We start from the raw sequence: 15,829 nt of genomic DNA on the forward strand, positions 1-15,829 counted from the left end.
GATCACTATAAGTGCCGCTGTACTTATAGTGAGTTTAATAAAGATAGGAAGTGCTGATGCGTTACGGACCGGAGTATTGGGATAAATACGGCACATACCGTACGCCAATCGCATTTCATTTGAGTTTACTTGTATTATTACGTGCTTATTTTATTTGGATTATTGCAGCGCTTAGCCGTCGTCCTGAGCTGGATATAATGTCGTTGGTTTTTAGATCAAAAAATGATTTTTTTAGTGCTTTGGCCATCGGCGCAATTGCAATTATTCCAGCGGTTATATTTTGTTTACGCAGGCCACAAAAAAGCACTGCTGGTGCTGCGAAATTAGCACGAATTTGGCGCTTCATGCGCTGGCCATTACTTGTTTGCGCAGCCGCTGATTTAGCTTGGTTAGTCATTCAAGCAGCACATAGTTATTATCAATTTTCGATGTTTTTAGCGCTACAAATGGTAACAGTGTTATGGGTGCTTCTGTATTTAGCCAAAAGCCGTTATTTAACGGTATTTTTTAATGACTGGCCCGATCCTGAAACGGATGACAAGAAGCACTAACATCAATCTTGGTTAGTAAGGACTATCAATGCAAAAAATTAATCAACGACTGGCGCTGATCGTCGCTTGTTTTGGCATCGTACTATTATTGTTGAGCTTATTTACTGGGCTATTACAGCAGCCTTGGTTTGTATTTTTAATAGCTTTATGGGTGTTCGTATTTAGCTCGTGCTGCTATCGGTTAACGTCATTTTTTAAAACACGTAATAGCCTTGATAAATTCATCCAACGCGATCAAGAAAACTTATTATTATTTACACTGACAGGCTTTTTTGATCGCACACACGGACCGCAATGGCTGGTTATAAATACGATTGAAAAAATACAATGCCATGATGATTTATTGTCTGTTTACTCTAGTAAAGAGCGACAATTATCTGTCAGCTTGCCGGCAACGAAAGCTGAGATTTTAGCGTATTTAGATTCACTTTTTACAGCCCGTGAAAAGCAATCTATTTTGATACAATGAAATAAAACCTTTAAAACAGCGGTATACTTAAACGCATCAAGTTAGTCGTTGCTTTTTGGAGGTATCATGAAACAACAGATCGGTTTAGGTGGAAGCTGCCATTGGTGCACCGAAGCTATTTTCAGTTCATTAAAAGGTGTTGAGAGTGTTGAGCAAGGTTGGTTTAAAAGCTCAGAGAACAGCAGCCAATTTAGTGAAGCGATTCGATTGCGCTTTGATCCTCATAAAATAAGCTTAACTGATTTAATTGCAATCCATATCGATACCCACAGTGCAACGAGTGAACATAGCATGCGTGAGAAATATCGTTCTGCAATTTATGCTTATACGAGCGCGCAATGTGAAGCTGCACAGCACGCGTTAGATTTAAAGCAAGCAGATTATAACAAGCCATTAATTACACACATTTTACTGGCAGGGGAGTTTAAACATTCACCGAGCCAGTATCAAAATTACTATTTTTCAAATCCTAACAAACCATTTTGTGAGGTACGGATAAATCCAAAACTCGCAATGTTATTAACGCACTACCATGATAATGTGGATAGCAGTAAATTAACCCATCTTGTATAAATGAGGTCAATTATGTTGAACTGGAATGATATTTTAAATTTTGCCAGTAAAGGTAACCCAGAGCCAAGCCGTAAAGTAGAGAAAACCATGCAACAATGGCAAGAGATGCTATCAGAAGAGGCATTTTATGTGACGCGTAATAAAGGCACTGAGCGCCCACATAGCTCAGATAGTTGCACGTTGTTTGAACCAGGAAAGTATGCCTGTATATGCTGTGATAACTTATTATTTGATGGCGACGAGAAATTTGATAGTGGCACCGGTTGGCCATCGTTCACGCAACCAGCAGAGATAAATTCCATCGCTTACAATGGTGACAAAACCCACGGTATGCAAAGAGTTGAAACGGTTTGTAATGTATGCGATGCGCACTTAGGTCACGTATTCCCTGATGGGCCAATGCCCAGTGGACTGCGTTATTGTATCAATGCGGTATCCCTGAAAAAGCTGTAAGCAGCTTTATGTAAAAAAACGAACGCCATAACCACTTTATAAAAGCTGACTTAAAGTGGTTACATAGGCATTAAGTATGGTTTATAGATACGCTAAATTGGGTCAATAAATTGTGCAATAGCAAAAATTAAATGCTCTCTGCAAATAGGCTTTGTTATGCAGTAATCAGTTAATTGTGTGAATTTCATTTTTTCATTTTGCAGGGCTGAGGCTGTTACCGCAATGATTGGAATATGTTTATATTTAGCGTCATTGCGTAGAAACTGAGTTGTTTCAAGGCCTCCCATAATTGGCATCTTCATATCCATTATGATTAAATCTGGGATTTTTTGACTGACACTTTTTATTGCTGTTTGACCATTTTCAGCCGTTTCAATGTCAAAAGACCAACGAGATAAAAATGAAATTAAAAAATCTCGGTTATAAGCAATGTCATCAACAATTAATATTCGAGCAGGATTAAATTGGTAACTATTAATAGGGGGATAATAGGCTTTTTTAGTCCTTCTGATTGAATGAGTTAATTTAATGTCGGGGATACGAACAATAAATTCACTGCCTTGACCTTCACAACTATTTACTTGTAATGTGCCACCCATTAACTTAATGAATTTTAGTGAGATAGCCAAACCTAATCCAGTACCGCCAAACTCAGAACTTTTTTGTCCTTCCACTTGCTCAAACGCATTAAAAATACATTTTTGTTGATCATCTGGGATCCCTTTGCCGGAGTCTTGGACACTGATCACTAAATTGATATGTTGATTTGTTGAGCCTTGCTCACAATCAAACAATGCACACACGTGACCTTGCTCAGTAAACTTTATGGCATTACTAATTAGGTTGATCATTACTTGTCGTAATTTATTACCATCAAGGTGTAGGGCGGTGTGAATGAGCTCAGAGCATCGAATTGTCAGTGCTAGATCTTTTTGCGCACATTGCTGCATAAACATCATCGATAATTCATTACACATTAAATTTAAATCAGCGTCTTCGAGCTCAAGCTGCATTTTTCCCGCATCAATTTTCGATAGGTCTAAAATACCATTCAAAATACCTAATAAAGAGTTACCTGAAACGGAAATAGCCTCCAGATATCGAAGCTTTGTTTTGTCATACTCGCTGTCTTGCAGCAATTGACTAAAACCAAGCACTGCATTAAGCGGTGTTCTTAGTTCATGGGACATATTAGCTAAGAAAACACTTTTAGCTTGATTTGAATGTTCAGCCTGATCTTTGGCCGCTAAATATTCTTGTGTGCGTGTTGCGACCATTTCTTCTAAAATAGACTGTTGCTGATGCATGTTGTTTATTTGTTGTCGCACTGCTGCTCGCATCATTTTAAAACCACTTGCAAGTGTACCAATTTCATCTTGACTAGCAATATTAATGGGGCAATCAAGATCGCCTGTGGTGATCGAGTGTGAAAATTCAACGAGTTGCTCAATAGGTTGCAGGATTATTTTACGAATAACGATATAAGCAATCACGAGTGCAGCTAATAAATATAATGCAAATAATGAGACGGCATTGGTGATAATAGAGGCAATTTTTTCAGCGAGTCCATCATCAGAAAAACTAACAACAACAAAGCCTAGATTGTCGTTTTGATATCCTTTAACGGGAATAACAACGTGATAAATATTATCATCATTGATAATAATACTTTGTTGTTGATCGAGGGCTTGTAACAATGTTTGATTAATAACATCGCTCGATACTTGTTCAATATCGTGATGCGCCACTATATGTGCTTCGTTATCTATAAAAAAAACATTAGTGAGGTCATTAAAGCTATTTTGCTCTAGTAGCTGGTCAATCGCGATGGTTTGAATTTGCATCACCCAGTTACCAACATTACCATCTTTGCTTAATTTTTTTATTTCACCTAGCATCGGTGAGACGATCGCGGATGCTTTCTCACTCATATTTAATAAAGTTTGATTTTTTAGTTCAATAACATGCAAAGCTGTACTAACACCTAATACTAAGCTGATAGTAAAGCCGATAATTAATAGTATTTTGTGAGCAATGCTTATATACATAGGCTACTTCTGCTTTAAATTATTAGTCTCAAGTACAACGGTAATTTTATCGTTGCTATTATTTAACGTTTGGTGAATATCTGCACCATAAAAAATTTGGCTATAGGCATGAGATATAATTTCACCAATGGCTGGAAATTGCGCGATCCCAGATTGAATGTGAGCAGGTGTTGCGTGTTCAAAAACCCACAGCATTGTCGCGTTAAATCCGGGCTTATTTACCAGCGTAAAAAGCTGTTCTTGCCATATTTGTTGCCGTGGTGGTGAGCCTCCGGTACTTAATAAACTCGCTGTTTGGGCACTTGTTGCCCATTGAATAAAAAGCCAAGCCGCAGATTTTTTAGATGATTTTGAATTAATAGCAAATGCCCACGCCCAAGGAGATGTCTCACGTGCTTGTGGACCCTTAGGTAAGGGGGCTGCCTCCCATTTATCCCATATGTCTGACTCTTTAGGTGTATCTATTTCATTATAAAAATGAGATGCGATAAAAGCTGATGCCAATTTACCTTCTTTAAATAGCTTTCTAATATCATAAAAATGTAATGTACGGCTATTTGATGGATTACCATAGCCAACAACTAGATCTCGATAGGCTTTAATACCTTTTTGAGCCTCACGCGAGTTACTAAGCGCTTCTCCTTCTTGTGTTAATATTTGCGCGCCATATGCGCGCATCACAGGTAAAACAGTCCAAGTATTTAATCCAGCGCCTGGTAATGTACGAGATGCGAATGCACTCATTCCTGCTAACTCAGGGTTTAAATCAATTGCTTTTTGAAGTGCAATTTTGGTTTGTATAAGTTCTTCATAAGTATTGGGCACTTGTAATTCAAACTTATCGAAGAGGTCTTTACGGTAAAAAAATATTGGTGCCGAAAAGTCAAAGGGCAGTGATAATAATGTACCGTTTATCTGACACAACGCTAAGCTGTTAGGGCTAATGTCATCAATTTTATACCAATGTTTATCGGTTAAGGCGGGATTATTTAAGTAAGGGGCAATGGGGTCGATATAATTTTTTTCATATGCTTGACCTAAAAATGTAACACCCATGGGTAATACATCATATAAGCCTAATCCTTTCTCTAAGTCTTTACTTCGTCTGCGGCGCATTTTTGACTGTTCTAATGCATGAAAGCCAACATTAATACCTGTTAATTCTTTAAAAACAGGCAAGTACGGTTTTAAAGCCATGAATGCAGGCTGTTGATCTGCCAAAACATTAATATGCGTACCCTCAAAGGCACGCCAATCAATATCAGCTTCTTGCCAGTTTGAGAGCTTAGTTTTAGCTGCTAAAGCACACGTAAAGCTCAATGATAGGCTAGCCATTAACAAATATATTAAGTGAGAGGCAATATGTTGCAATTGGACTTCCTTATTGATGGTTTATACGAGTATAGAATGCGCTAGCGCGTAAATAGGGAAATTATTTTTATTTAGTTAAAATTAACCCCATGGCATTCGCTTGCTGTGATATTTTTTCAAACCGCTGTTGCTGCTCATCATCTAATTGTGTAGAAGACAGAAGTGCAAAGCATTTTTTAGCGATTGTTAGATTCATTGTTTGGCTACTTTCTTTGCTGTTATCAAACTGACACTGTAATAAATTTAAAGCAATGCTAGCATTGCGAGGCATGATCCTAAATGCCTGTGTGAAAGCTTCCAGGGCCGTATTGAGTTGTCCACGGTTAAATTGTGTAACAGCATGATTATTTAGTTCTTTAGGCCCCATTTTAATATCTCGGCGTTCTCTTTGCTGCTGTTGGATATATTGCAGATAAATAGGATCACTGATGTTTGGGTGACGTTCGCAATGTGTAATAATTTGGGAGAATAATGATTGTGCCTTGTGATGAAACCCGAGTTCATGAAATGCTTTCGCTTTGTCGAGTGCACCGTCGACGGAGCGAATTTGAGTGTCATCGACATCAAGCTGTTCTATAAGTTTTTTAGCTTTTTGGTGCTCATCTTTAAGGTAATGTAAACGAGCATTTAATACATCAATTTGTGCTTGGTTATGGCTATTTGGAAATTGACTTTTTAAGTCGTTTAAATATTTATTTGTTTGTCTCGAAATACGTTGAACCTGATCGCTTTGATCTGTAGTCAGGGCGAAATCAATACCAGCTCGCGCTGCATTTAAATATATATCGGGATGATCGTGTATGGAGTGCTTTGCAAAGTTTGCAATATCTTTTTGTGTTGCGTAGTTTTTTTCATAATCGTGATTTAACTGTGTGACATGACTTAATGATTTTTGACGATCGATATTTCGCGGTGCAATCTCTACTGCTTTACTTAAAAAATCTTGTGCTTGTTCAAATTTATTTAGTTTTATTTCTAAGCGGCCAAGTAAATCTAATGCCACTAGCCTAGTTTCATGTCGTTCTAGCATTGTTTTAAGCATACGTTGAGCCAAAATATGCTCATTGTTAGCAATAAGGGCTTCTACTAAACCTACTTTAGCCCATGTAAACTTTTGAATATTTAAAACCGATTTAAAGTAGCTTTTTGCTTCTTCATTTCTTTTTAATCGAATTAAAAGATCACCTTTTAACCTTAGTAAAATTGCGCTATTAGCGCTGCCTTTTTCATTTAAAGCAGCATTAATGAACTTGAGCGCCTTAGAATCGTTATTATCATCTATTAGGCTATAAATTTTTTGTAGTTTATGCTTTCTCAATAAAATCCGTTCTATTCGTGTTTTTAGTTCGTGAATAGTGAAAGGTTTCACAAGAAAGTCATCAGGCTGTAGTTCAAGCATACTATGAACTAAAGATCCTGTTGTTTCAGCTGAAATGAATATAAAACCAGTAGAGTGCTTAATTAATCTTTTTACACGCAGTTCTTCATATAGCTGGTAGCCATCTTGATTTTTACTTAAATTAAAAGAACATACTATAAGGTCAAATGATTCTGAGAGGCACTGTTCTTTAGCCGAGCTGGCATGCTCAGCAAAGCTAAGTTGCTCAAAGCCAAGTTTTTCGAGAGATTGCTTCATATAGCTTTGGGCAAGTGGTTGCTCTTCAACTATGAGTATTTTGGCTTTAGAAAAAATCTTTGTTGGCATTAAACTTGCGACCAATTAAACGTATCAGTGACTATAATAAACAGTCTAGTCGCTGACAAGGGAATTTAAAATTTAATCATTGTAAGTAGTGGGTTTATTTCGGATATATAAGAAAATACGAGCAATAAGTAATCGTTACGTATTATATAAACTGTTTAGTAGTTAGTTTGTCTTAGATATCATAAAGATAAAACTCTTAACGTGTATGAATAAGTAATTAAAATTTTTAACCTATTTATATGTTTGTATGGAGTTGGTGATAATTTGAATTGAATTGAATTATATGTGGTGGGTGATACTGGACTTGAACCAGTGACCCTCGCCTTGTAAGGGCGATGCTCTCCCAACTGAGCTAATCACCCACATATAATTTTTGATTAAATGGTGGGTCGTACTGGACTTGAACCAGTGACCCTCGCCTTGTAAGGGCGATGCTCTCCCAACTGAGCTAACGACCCCAAATAATCAATTAACTAAACTTTACGATAACCATTTTATAAATGGTGGGTCGTACTGGACTTGAACCAGTGACCCTCGCCTTGTAAGGGCGATGCTCTCCCAACTGAGCTAACGACCCGTAAAGTTTTATATCTAAATGGTGGGTGATACTGGACTTGAACCAGTGACCCTCGCCTTGTAAGGGCGATGCTCTCCCAACTGAGCTAATCACCCATTTAGATATCTTGTAATATGCACCATATAAAAAATGGTGGGTCGTACTGGACTTGAACCAGTGACCCTCGCCTTGTAAGGGCGATGCTCTCCCAACTGAGCTAACGACCCATATTACAATTTTAAAACGCGACTATTAATAAAATAATAGGTTTTATATGTGGTGGGTGATACTGGACTTGAACCAGTGACCCTCGCCTTGTAAGGGCGATGCTCTCCCAACTGAGCTAATCACCCACATATAAATTAAAACGCTACTATCAAAATAAATAGTACTGGACTTTAACCAGTGAACTTCGCCGTTATTTGTAAATAGCGGTGATGCTCTCTTTTTTCTAATTGAGCTAACAACTCATATAGAATTAGATGTGGTGGGTGATACTGGACTTGAACCAGTGACCCTCGCCTTGTAAGGGCGATGCTCTCCCAACTGAGCTAATCACCCACATCTAATACAACACATTGCTGCGTTGTTGTGGGGCGCTATTATAGATAGAGTTCTAAATGTGTCAACACTTGAATGTGAAAAATGTTTTAGATGCGGGTTTTATAAGCAAACAATCGTTTTTGAGGCTAATTAATAAACATTTCTCTGCATTTGAAGCCGCGCTTACGTAAAGTTACTCGCATAACTCATTAGTGCATAAGCTAAATGATTAGTTTATTAACCAGGTAAACGCCAATAAATTACCTTTTACCTTTAATGAGCTGAAAGAAGATTAGCTAATTATTAAATGATGGGCAGGCAGGGAAGCTATTTTATTGTAATTATAAACAGCAGGTATGCGTGATCTAATAATTATTCAACACACCGTGGTGTAATTACACTTTTTTACGTTGCAGAACAGCCATTTTTAGAATGGTTATTTCATTGCGATACGAAAGTGAGGGGGCCTTGAAGTTTAGTGAGCTCTAATAACGTGTGCTTGGTTTATTTATTCAATATAAAAAATATCATCAGGGCCTTAATTGCAGGAGTGACTTTTTCATAATTTGATTTGCATATAGATGTATACCTTATAAATTAGATTCATTATGATTATTTAACGGCAATCCTTTCTATTTAGCGCTCGTTTATTTATGATTTAAACGCGTTTTAAGGGGAAATGTACTGTATATTTGAATCTGTTGTTTATTCAGTATCCAGTTTGTTGAAATTTAAATCATTTAAATAAAGTTACATAAAAAACTGTTGACTTTATTTGGGGTGCTGCATAGAATGCGCCCCGCACTAAGCAATACACCACACGGTTTACCGAGTAAGTGTTTAGCAGAATAAATTGGGGCTATAGCTCAGCTGGGAGAGCGCTTCGCTGGCAGTGAAGAGGTCTGCGGTTCGATCCCGCATAGCTCCACCAATTTATTTTAGTGTATGTCCTAGGGTAGCAGTTTTCTGTGTCCCCATCGTCTAGAGGCCTAGGACACCGCCCTTTCACGGCGGTAACAGGGGTTCGAATCCCCTTGGGGACGCCACTTAGCTTTTATTAGTTAAAGGCGGTTTTACCGAGAGAATAGCGAACAGATTAAGCTCGAGTCTTAATTTGTATATATCGCAATACCTTAAACAGCTCAGGATGTGAGTTTAACTAATCAACTGTCCTAGTGACACATTTATGTGTCCCCATCGTCTAGAGGCCTAGGACACCGCCCTTTCACGGCGGTAACAGGGGTTCGAATCCCCTTGGGGACGCCACTTGCTTATTTTTAATAGGGAAGTGCAGTGTTATTAATAAAGCTCGCCTGAAACGAGTTTAACCATTCAGTTGTCCTAGTGACACATTTATGTGTCCCCATCGTCTAGAGGCCTAGGACACCGCCCTTTCACGGCGGTAACAGGGGTTCGAATCCCCTTGGGGACGTTTAACCATTCAGTTGTCCTAGTGACACATTTATGTGTCCCCATCGTCTAGAGGCCTAGGACACCGCCCTTTCACGGCGGTAACAGGGGTTCGAATCCCCTTGGGGACGCCACTTACTTATTTTAAGTAATGTATAAGGCAGTGTGACACCGCACTCTCTATGCACGACGTTAACAAGAGTACTAATCTCTTGCGGACGCCACTTGCTTTATATATTTTTATATAAATGAATGAACAGCAAGTCAAGTTTTATTAAGAACAACACCAATTAGCTATATATCCTATCTATATAATATTTTTAAACCAATACGCTTTAAAACCATTCTATTTAATTCAAAAATAAAATAAATTTAATCTCCTGAAAAATAATAAATAAACACCGATAAATAATACTAATTTAGATTTTACTTATCTATCAAACCCCTTATTGATGTATTAATTTAAATTTATTTTGTGTACTAGGGCGTGTTGACCTTTCGTGATTGATTTTGCAGCAGTATGTTTGGTATTTAGGCAAGGCAGCGCCTATGCAGTGTGGTTGTTCCCCATAAATAGGCGATAACGCAGTATAAATGCCAAACATGCGCTGCCCAAAGGGTTCTTCCAAGGGGCGATTAACTCTTTGTTGCCTACATGGAAGTAGGTAAGGGGCGTGAGCAGGACGCGGAAGCTTTGCTCGGTTTTTACTTATTCTCACATGGATGTGAGCCAGTAGAATAACGCTGGAGCAGTTATTGAGCCCGCTGTTACAAACCTCGCGCCGCGATTAAATCGGCCCTAGGTTGAACAAATTTCAATCCACAAAGGTCAACACGCCCTAGAGCAATCATGTTTTATTACAGTCACACTTAGTTACAAACTACGGTAGTTGTTCGTTTTCATTCACTTGTACCCAGCTTAATTAAATAATAAACTCCATGAGTTAATTAAAAATGGATAAAAAAATGAAACTCACAAAAATTGCTCTAGCCGTTTTACTCACCACAGGCCTGGCTGCTTGTAATAGCACAGATACAACAGATAAAAATACACAAGCCGCAGCAAGTCTACTCCCAGGTATTACACTTATAGAATCAGTTACAGCAAATGCAGCTGAGATTAATATCCCATATAAAAAATACCAACTAGCCAACGGCCTGACGGTGATTGTTCATGAAGATCATTCAGACCCTTTAGTCCATGTGGATGTGACGTATCATGTTGGTTCAGCCCGTGAAGAGCTTGGTAAATCAGGTTTTGCCCATTTTTTTGAGCATATGATGTTTCAAGGCTCTGAAAATGTAGCGGATGAAGAGCATTTTAAAATTATCACTGAAGCCGGTGGTACGCTAAATGGTACGACTAACTCAGATCGCACTAACTATTTTGAAACAGTACCGGTAAATCAGTTAGAAAAAATGTTGTGGTTAGAAGCTGACCGTATGGGTTTTTTACTTGATGCTGTAACGCAAGAAAAGTTTGAAGTACAACGAGAAACAGTTAAAAATGAACGTGGCCAACGTGTAGATAATCGCCCGTATGGTCGTTTAAATGAACGCGTGTCACAAGCTCTTTACCCAGACGGTCACCCATATTCTTGGCCGGTAATTGGTTTTATGGACGATTTAAATCGCGTCAATGTTAACGATCTCAAAGCATTCTTTTTACGTTGGTATGGTCCAAATAACGCAACTATTACAATTGGTGGTAATATCAGCGCGGAAGAAGTATTACCGTTAGTTAGCAAATATTTTGCACCGATCCCGCGTGGACCAGAGGTTGATAATGCAGAAAAACGAGCGGTAACTCTTGATGCTGATCGTTATATTTCAATGGAAGATAAGGTTCACTTACCATTGTTGAGTATTAATTATCCAACAGCCTATGCACGTCACGAAGATGAAGCACCACTTGATATACTCGCTGAGATTATTGGTGGCGGTAATAATTCAATCTTATATAAAAACTTAGTAAAAACCCAACTTGCAGTACAGGCGGGCGTTAGCCACCCATGTCGTGAGCTTGCATGTTCATTAAGTATCTATGCTTTACCAAATCCAGCATCAGGAAAAACACTGGCTGATATGGAAAAAATTGTTCGTGATTCATTTACTGAGTTTGAACAACGCGGTGTAACGCAAGATGACTTAGATAAAGTGAAAGCAAAAATAGAATCGGGTGCAATTTTTGGATTGCAAAGCGTCTCAGGTAAAGTCTCTCAGCTTGCAGCATTTGAAACCTTCACGGGTAACCCTAATTACATTAAAGATGACATCGCTCGCTATAATAGCGTTACAAAAGCGGATGTAATGCGTGTATTTAATGAATATGTTAAAGACAAATTTGCAGTGATCATGAGTGTAGTGCCTGAAGGGCAACCTCAGTTAATTGCAGCTAAAGATAATTTCACTCCAATTTCTCATGATTTCGGTGGTCCATCATCAACAAGTGCAGACGACTTAGTTGCTCGTAAGGCAGTTGATACATTTGATAGAAGTAAACAACCAACGGCAGGTAAAAACCCAGCTGTGGATGTACCTACATTATGGCAAACCACGACCAACAATGGGATTGCGGTATTAGGAACTCAAAGTACTGAAACGCCAACGACTTCTTTACTTATTAAAGTGCCTGGTGGCCAATATAACGAGCAAGCTAAAAAAGTGGGTCTTGCTTCTGTGACCGCCGCATTGTTAAGTGAATCAACACAAAATTATACAACAGAGGAAATGAGTAACGCGCTTGAAAAACTTGGAAGCAGCATTCGTATCTCTGCAAATAGCACGCACACAAATATATTTGTTTCAAGCTTAACAAAAAACCTTGATGCGACTTTAGCTTTGGTTGAAGAGAAGTTATTTAATCCAGCTTTTAGTGAAGATGATTTTAATCGTAACAAACAACAAAGCATTCAGAACATTCAACATGCAATGAAAGATGCAGGTTATTTAGCAAGTAACGCGTACAGTAAATTGCTTTATGGCAATAGCATTGCAGCATTGCCAAATGGTGGCACGTTAGAAAGTTTAGCCGCTATTAACCTTGATGATGTAAAAGGGTTTTATCAATCAAACTTTAAACCTCAGGGCAGTGAAGTAATCGTAGTATCTGATTTAGATCAATCTGCATTACAAGGCAAAATCAAAAATACGCTAGATAATTGGCAAGGCAAAGCGCCTGTATCTACAGCTAAGTTTGAAGAGCCAAAAATTGCAGGAAATGTAATCTACTTAGTAGATAAACCAGATGCACCTCAGTCTGAAATTCGCATTGGTAAGCGCGGTATGATTGAAGACATAACTGGTGAGTTCTTTAAATCTAACCTAATGAACTTTGCAATTGGTGGCAATTTTAATAGTCGTATAAACTTAAATTTACGCGAAGATAAAGGTTACACCTACGGTGCACGTACGCGTTTTTGGGGCGATGCAACATCAGGTGGTTTTACAGCATCTGCTGCAGTACGTGCAGACTCTACAGCAGCCTCTATTGTTGAATTTACTAATGAGCTAAATAATTATGCTCAAAATGGTATTACAGATGATGAGTTGAGCTTTATGCGTCAAGCGATCAATCAAAAAGATGCGCTAAAATATGAAACACCTAATGCTAAGCTAGGTTTCCTTGCTCAGATATTGGAACATGATTTACAGCCAAGCTTTGTTAAAGACCGTAATGAGATCGTAAGCACAATAAGCAAAGACGAAATTAACGCGTTGGCTGCAAAGCATTTAAATACCAAAGAGATGGTTTACTTAGTAGTAGGCGATGCTAAGACACTTAAACCTCAGCTAGAAAAACTGGGTATGAAAGTAGTTGATTATACTTTTTAAACTAAGTAGTCATTCGTATACCTAAACCACCTCAATATGCGAATTCTGCATCTTGAGGTGACTTGGGTACAGTAATAAAAAGGCAGCCTTTCGCTGCTTTTTTATTACCTAAACTTAAGTGACAAAAACTTATCCTAATCGTATTAAGATTAGAGGGATTACTACCGTATAAGGAGATTAGCTCGAAAGCGATTTATAGTAAGCACAAAAAAGCCAGTCATAGACTGGCTTAGTGATGAACAGGGCGTGTATTAGTTACAATAGTTACCATCAACAAATGTTAAGTCATTAACGTGTGAAGGGCCAGCCATTACAAAAGTTGCTACCGCTGTATTTTGGTCTAGTTTGAAGATGTTTGCATTTTCACCTTTTACACGACCAGATACATAGATAGTTCCGTCAGTGGCAATAGCAATACCGGATGCTTGTGCAACGCCATGCTCACCCACTAATGCAAGTTCCATAGCGCCTTCATCAAGGGTATACAACGCTTTACCCGTTAATACATACAATACGTTGTTATCAGCAGAGTAAGCGATATCACCATCAGCGAACGAATCACCAGAGAATGTTAATTTACCCAAAACTGTTTTATCACCCGTTTCGATATTAAAGTCATACATGTACGTTTTGCTCGTTGCACGTAAGTTCATGCCATCAGCGCTCATTGCAGAGCGGTAGATAGGGTATGACGTAGCAGATGCAACAAGTGCTTGTTCGTTAGTGGCAAGGTCAAGTGACAGGATTTGTGACGCTTTAGTCGACTTATCTAACTGCTCCATGAAGTACAACACGCCATCGTGTGATGCAATGTTTGATGCTGTATTAGATAAACCGGCAACAGTAGAGTACGTGTTATCTTGTGTATCGAAATGGTAAACAAACCCGTCTTCGTTAGAGCCAAAGTTATTAATACCGTATAAGCCTGATGCGCATGTTGCAGTTACTTTTACATCATCAATAAATGCACCCAGCTTATCAGAATCACCCGCACCTACAAATTTCAGCTCAGTTGCTGTTGAGCTTGCTTTTACAGTGTACGTGAATTTTTTCCAGCCTTTCGTTGTTGCATTTAGAGTGTCAAGTAACTGGCCATCCCAATAAACTTCAGCTTCATTTGTTGTTTCGTTACCGTTTATACGTGCTGAGTAATAAAAGCTTACTTCATAGCTGTGGTTTTCTTCAGTAACAAGTGTTTGAAATGCACTGTAGTTAGCCGTTGAGTCAAGCTCGATGTATTTAGTACCATGTTGGGCTGCAACAATATTAAGTGCATTTGTTTGGATTTCAAATTTAGCGTTAGCTGAGCGCTGCCATCCAGAAAGATCATCTAACAAGCTCCAAGAGCCAGAGAAGTCTGCAGTGTCTTCGAAAGAACCGTTTGCAACTAGGTTAGGGCCGGCCATTGTCAATGTTGACGCAAGTAATAAAGGTAGAGCTGCAAACTTAAAGATTGGTTTTTTCATGGTATTTCTCCTGTCAGACTAATAAATCTGATTTTGTTAACAATTTAATTACTTAATATAGTACTATTGTGTTGCATCTTTAAGTGTTGGTCAAATGTTAAACATGGTTGTTTTCGCAATAATAAGGGTTTATTTTATTTTTTGACTAAACACTCTATCTGAAACAGTAGGTTAGAGAGGGCAAAAAATATAAAAAGAATAGTGTGTTTTTATAGGCAATTAAACAAGGGAGAATAACGAGTGAGCCATTAGGGTGGGCTGTTTAATATACACTGATTATTAGTAACTAAAGAATGTTGAACTTTGCTTAACCTGTTGCGGGTAGGGTAGGTGTGAGAGTTGCTTGAGTTTGATGTTTTGTGCAATGCTTATATAAGTTGTTAGTATAATTATACTAAGGCGAACAGGTAAAGGTACGTAAATACCTTTACCAGATTGAATCAAAGGGTCGTGTTATCTTTTGTTTGGATCAGCTCAATGGCGTAGCCATCAGGATCTTTTACAAAAGCAATTTCAGTCGTGCCACCTTTTACAGGGCCAGGCTCTCGGCTAACATTACCACCAGCGGCTTTTATATCTGCGCAGGCTTTATAAATGTCGTCAAACTCAATCGCGATATGACCATATGCATTGCCTAAGTCGTAGTTGTTTGTATCCCAGTTGTAGGTTAGCTCTAACACAGTGTTATCTTTTTCATCGCCATAGCCTACAAAGGCAAGCGTGTAACGGTATTCTTGGTTATCAGCACGACGTAATTCTTTCATGCCCAATACTTGAGTGTAAAACGCAATGGATTTGTCTAAATCAGCGACCCGTAACATGGTATGTAATAAACGCATTTAAGCATCCT

At 38.4% G+C, this 15,829-nt stretch carries 10 protein-coding genes and 12 tRNA genes; 10 read left to right on the plus strand and 12 right to left on the minus strand.

Annotated elements, in window-relative coordinates:
- Positions 1-53 precede the first annotated feature (53 nt).
- The 4 genes from ACJJVX_RS11880 (at position 54) to msrB (ending at position 2,046) form a co-directional block, all read left to right on the plus strand.
- The gene (locus tag ACJJVX_RS11880) at positions 54-551 is read left to right on the plus strand and encodes a DUF2919 domain-containing protein (protein ID WP_054455365.1); all 498 of its coding nucleotides are present in this window, start codon (positions 54-56) and stop codon (positions 549-551) included.
- Positions 552-579: 28 nt separating this feature from the next.
- On the plus strand, positions 580-1,020 hold the full coding sequence (locus ACJJVX_RS11885) for a hypothetical protein (protein ID WP_054455319.1): 441 nt from the start codon (positions 580-582) through the stop codon (positions 1,018-1,020).
- A gap of 66 nt (positions 1,021-1,086) precedes the next feature.
- Positions 1,087-1,593 (plus strand): peptide-methionine (S)-S-oxide reductase, encoded by a 507-nt coding sequence (locus ACJJVX_RS11890; RefSeq protein WP_054455316.1) that lies wholly within the window; start codon positions 1,087-1,089, stop codon positions 1,591-1,593.
- 12 nt (positions 1,594-1,605) lie between these two features.
- On the plus strand, positions 1,606-2,046 hold the full coding sequence (gene msrB, locus ACJJVX_RS11895; protein ID WP_054206433.1) for a peptide-methionine (R)-S-oxide reductase MsrB: 441 nt from the start codon (positions 1,606-1,608) through the stop codon (positions 2,044-2,046).
- Between the two features lie 92 nt (positions 2,047-2,138).
- On the opposite strand, the gene ACJJVX_RS11900 is transcribed toward msrB, so the two are convergent.
- The 10 genes from ACJJVX_RS11900 to ACJJVX_RS11945 all read right to left on the minus strand — a co-directional run bounded on the left by ACJJVX_RS11900 (position 2,139) and on the right by ACJJVX_RS11945 (position 8,287).
- Positions 2,139-4,094: an ATP-binding protein gene (locus ACJJVX_RS11900; protein WP_342884247.1), complete on the minus strand. Its 1,956-nt coding sequence runs from the start codon at positions 4,092-4,094 to the stop codon at positions 2,139-2,141.
- Positions 4,095-4,097: 3 nt separating this feature from the next.
- Positions 4,098-5,465, minus strand: coding sequence for an extracellular solute-binding protein (locus tag ACJJVX_RS11905; protein ID WP_054206431.1), 1,368 nt, complete (start codon positions 5,463-5,465; stop codon positions 4,098-4,100).
- 67 nt (positions 5,466-5,532) lie between these two features.
- The gene (locus ACJJVX_RS11910; RefSeq protein ID WP_054206430.1) at positions 5,533-7,170 is read right to left on the minus strand and encodes a response regulator; all 1,638 of its coding nucleotides are present in this window, start codon (positions 7,168-7,170) and stop codon (positions 5,533-5,535) included.
- Between the two features lie 286 nt (positions 7,171-7,456).
- Positions 7,457-7,532: transfer RNA gene (locus ACJJVX_RS11915), tRNA-Val, on the minus strand.
- A gap of 20 nt (positions 7,533-7,552) precedes the next feature.
- Positions 7,553-7,628, minus strand: a tRNA-Val gene (locus ACJJVX_RS11920).
- A 43-nt stretch (positions 7,629-7,671) separates the two neighbouring features.
- Positions 7,672-7,747, minus strand: a tRNA-Val gene (locus tag ACJJVX_RS11925).
- Positions 7,748-7,766: 19 nt separating this feature from the next.
- A tRNA-Val gene (locus tag ACJJVX_RS11930) sits at positions 7,767-7,842 on the minus strand.
- 35 nt (positions 7,843-7,877) lie between these two features.
- Positions 7,878-7,953: transfer RNA gene (locus ACJJVX_RS11935), tRNA-Val, on the minus strand.
- A gap of 50 nt (positions 7,954-8,003) precedes the next feature.
- A tRNA-Val gene (locus ACJJVX_RS11940) sits at positions 8,004-8,079 on the minus strand.
- Positions 8,080-8,211: 132 nt separating this feature from the next.
- Positions 8,212-8,287, minus strand: a tRNA-Val gene (locus tag ACJJVX_RS11945).
- An 837-nt stretch (positions 8,288-9,124) separates the two neighbouring features.
- On the opposite strand from ACJJVX_RS11945, the gene ACJJVX_RS11950 reads away from it, so the two are divergent.
- The 6 genes from ACJJVX_RS11950 (at position 9,125) to ACJJVX_RS11975 (ending at position 13,513) form a co-directional block, all read left to right on the plus strand.
- Positions 9,125-9,200: transfer RNA gene (locus ACJJVX_RS11950), tRNA-Ala, on the plus strand.
- Positions 9,201-9,239: 39 nt separating this feature from the next.
- Positions 9,240-9,315: transfer RNA gene (locus tag ACJJVX_RS11955), tRNA-Glu, on the plus strand.
- A 144-nt stretch (positions 9,316-9,459) separates the two neighbouring features.
- Positions 9,460-9,535 (plus strand) — tRNA-Glu (locus ACJJVX_RS11960).
- Between the two features lie 93 nt (positions 9,536-9,628).
- Positions 9,629-9,701 (plus strand) — tRNA-Glu (locus tag ACJJVX_RS11965).
- Between the two features lie 36 nt (positions 9,702-9,737).
- A tRNA-Glu gene (locus ACJJVX_RS11970) sits at positions 9,738-9,813 on the plus strand.
- A gap of 832 nt (positions 9,814-10,645) precedes the next feature.
- A complete protein-coding gene (locus ACJJVX_RS11975; RefSeq protein ID WP_054455314.1) occupies positions 10,646-13,513 on the plus strand; it encodes a pitrilysin family protein in 2,868 nt (955 codons plus the stop codon).
- 251 nt (positions 13,514-13,764) lie between these two features.
- Here ACJJVX_RS11975 and ACJJVX_RS11980 read toward each other — a convergent pair whose 3' ends face one another.
- Both ACJJVX_RS11980 and gloA read right to left on the minus strand, forming a co-directional pair.
- On the minus strand, positions 13,765-14,979 hold the full coding sequence (locus ACJJVX_RS11980; protein ID WP_405631610.1) for a hemolysin-type calcium-binding protein: 1,215 nt from the start codon (positions 14,977-14,979) through the stop codon (positions 13,765-13,767).
- A gap of 440 nt (positions 14,980-15,419) precedes the next feature.
- Positions 15,420-15,818, minus strand: a complete 399-nt coding sequence (gene gloA / locus ACJJVX_RS11985) for a lactoylglutathione lyase (RefSeq protein WP_054206918.1) — start codon at positions 15,816-15,818, stop codon at positions 15,420-15,422.
- Positions 15,819-15,829 lie beyond the last annotated feature (11 nt).

It is taken from the genome of Pseudoalteromonas sp. Ld20, from assembly GCF_045064175.1.
Classification (GTDB): domain Bacteria; phylum Pseudomonadota; class Gammaproteobacteria; order Enterobacterales; family Alteromonadaceae; genus Pseudoalteromonas; species Pseudoalteromonas neustonica.

Excerpts from the sequence above, each read along its gene's own strand:
- ACJJVX_RS11900 (WP_342884247.1), bottom strand. The coding sequence starts at position 4,094 with ATGTATATAAGCATTGCTCACAAAATACTATTAATTATCGGCTTTACT.
- msrB (WP_054206433.1), top strand. The coding sequence starts at position 1,606 with ATGTTGAACTGGAATGATATTTTAAATTTTGCCAGTAAAGGTAACCCA.
- ACJJVX_RS11910 (WP_054206430.1), bottom strand. The coding sequence starts at position 7,170 with ATGCCAACAAAGATTTTTTCTAAAGCCAAAATACTCATAGTTGAAGAG.
- ACJJVX_RS11890 (WP_054455316.1), top strand. The coding sequence starts at position 1,087 with ATGAAACAACAGATCGGTTTAGGTGGAAGCTGCCATTGGTGCACCGAA.
- ACJJVX_RS11975 (WP_054455314.1), top strand. The coding sequence starts at position 10,646 with ATGAAACTCACAAAAATTGCTCTAGCCGTTTTACTCACCACAGGCCTG.
- gloA (WP_054206918.1), bottom strand. The coding sequence starts at position 15,818 with ATGCGTTTATTACATACCATGTTACGGGTCGCTGATTTAGACAAATCC.
- ACJJVX_RS11980 (WP_405631610.1), bottom strand. The coding sequence starts at position 14,979 with ATGAAAAAACCAATCTTTAAGTTTGCAGCTCTACCTTTATTACTTGCG.
- ACJJVX_RS11885 (WP_054455319.1), top strand. The coding sequence starts at position 580 with ATGCAAAAAATTAATCAACGACTGGCGCTGATCGTCGCTTGTTTTGGC.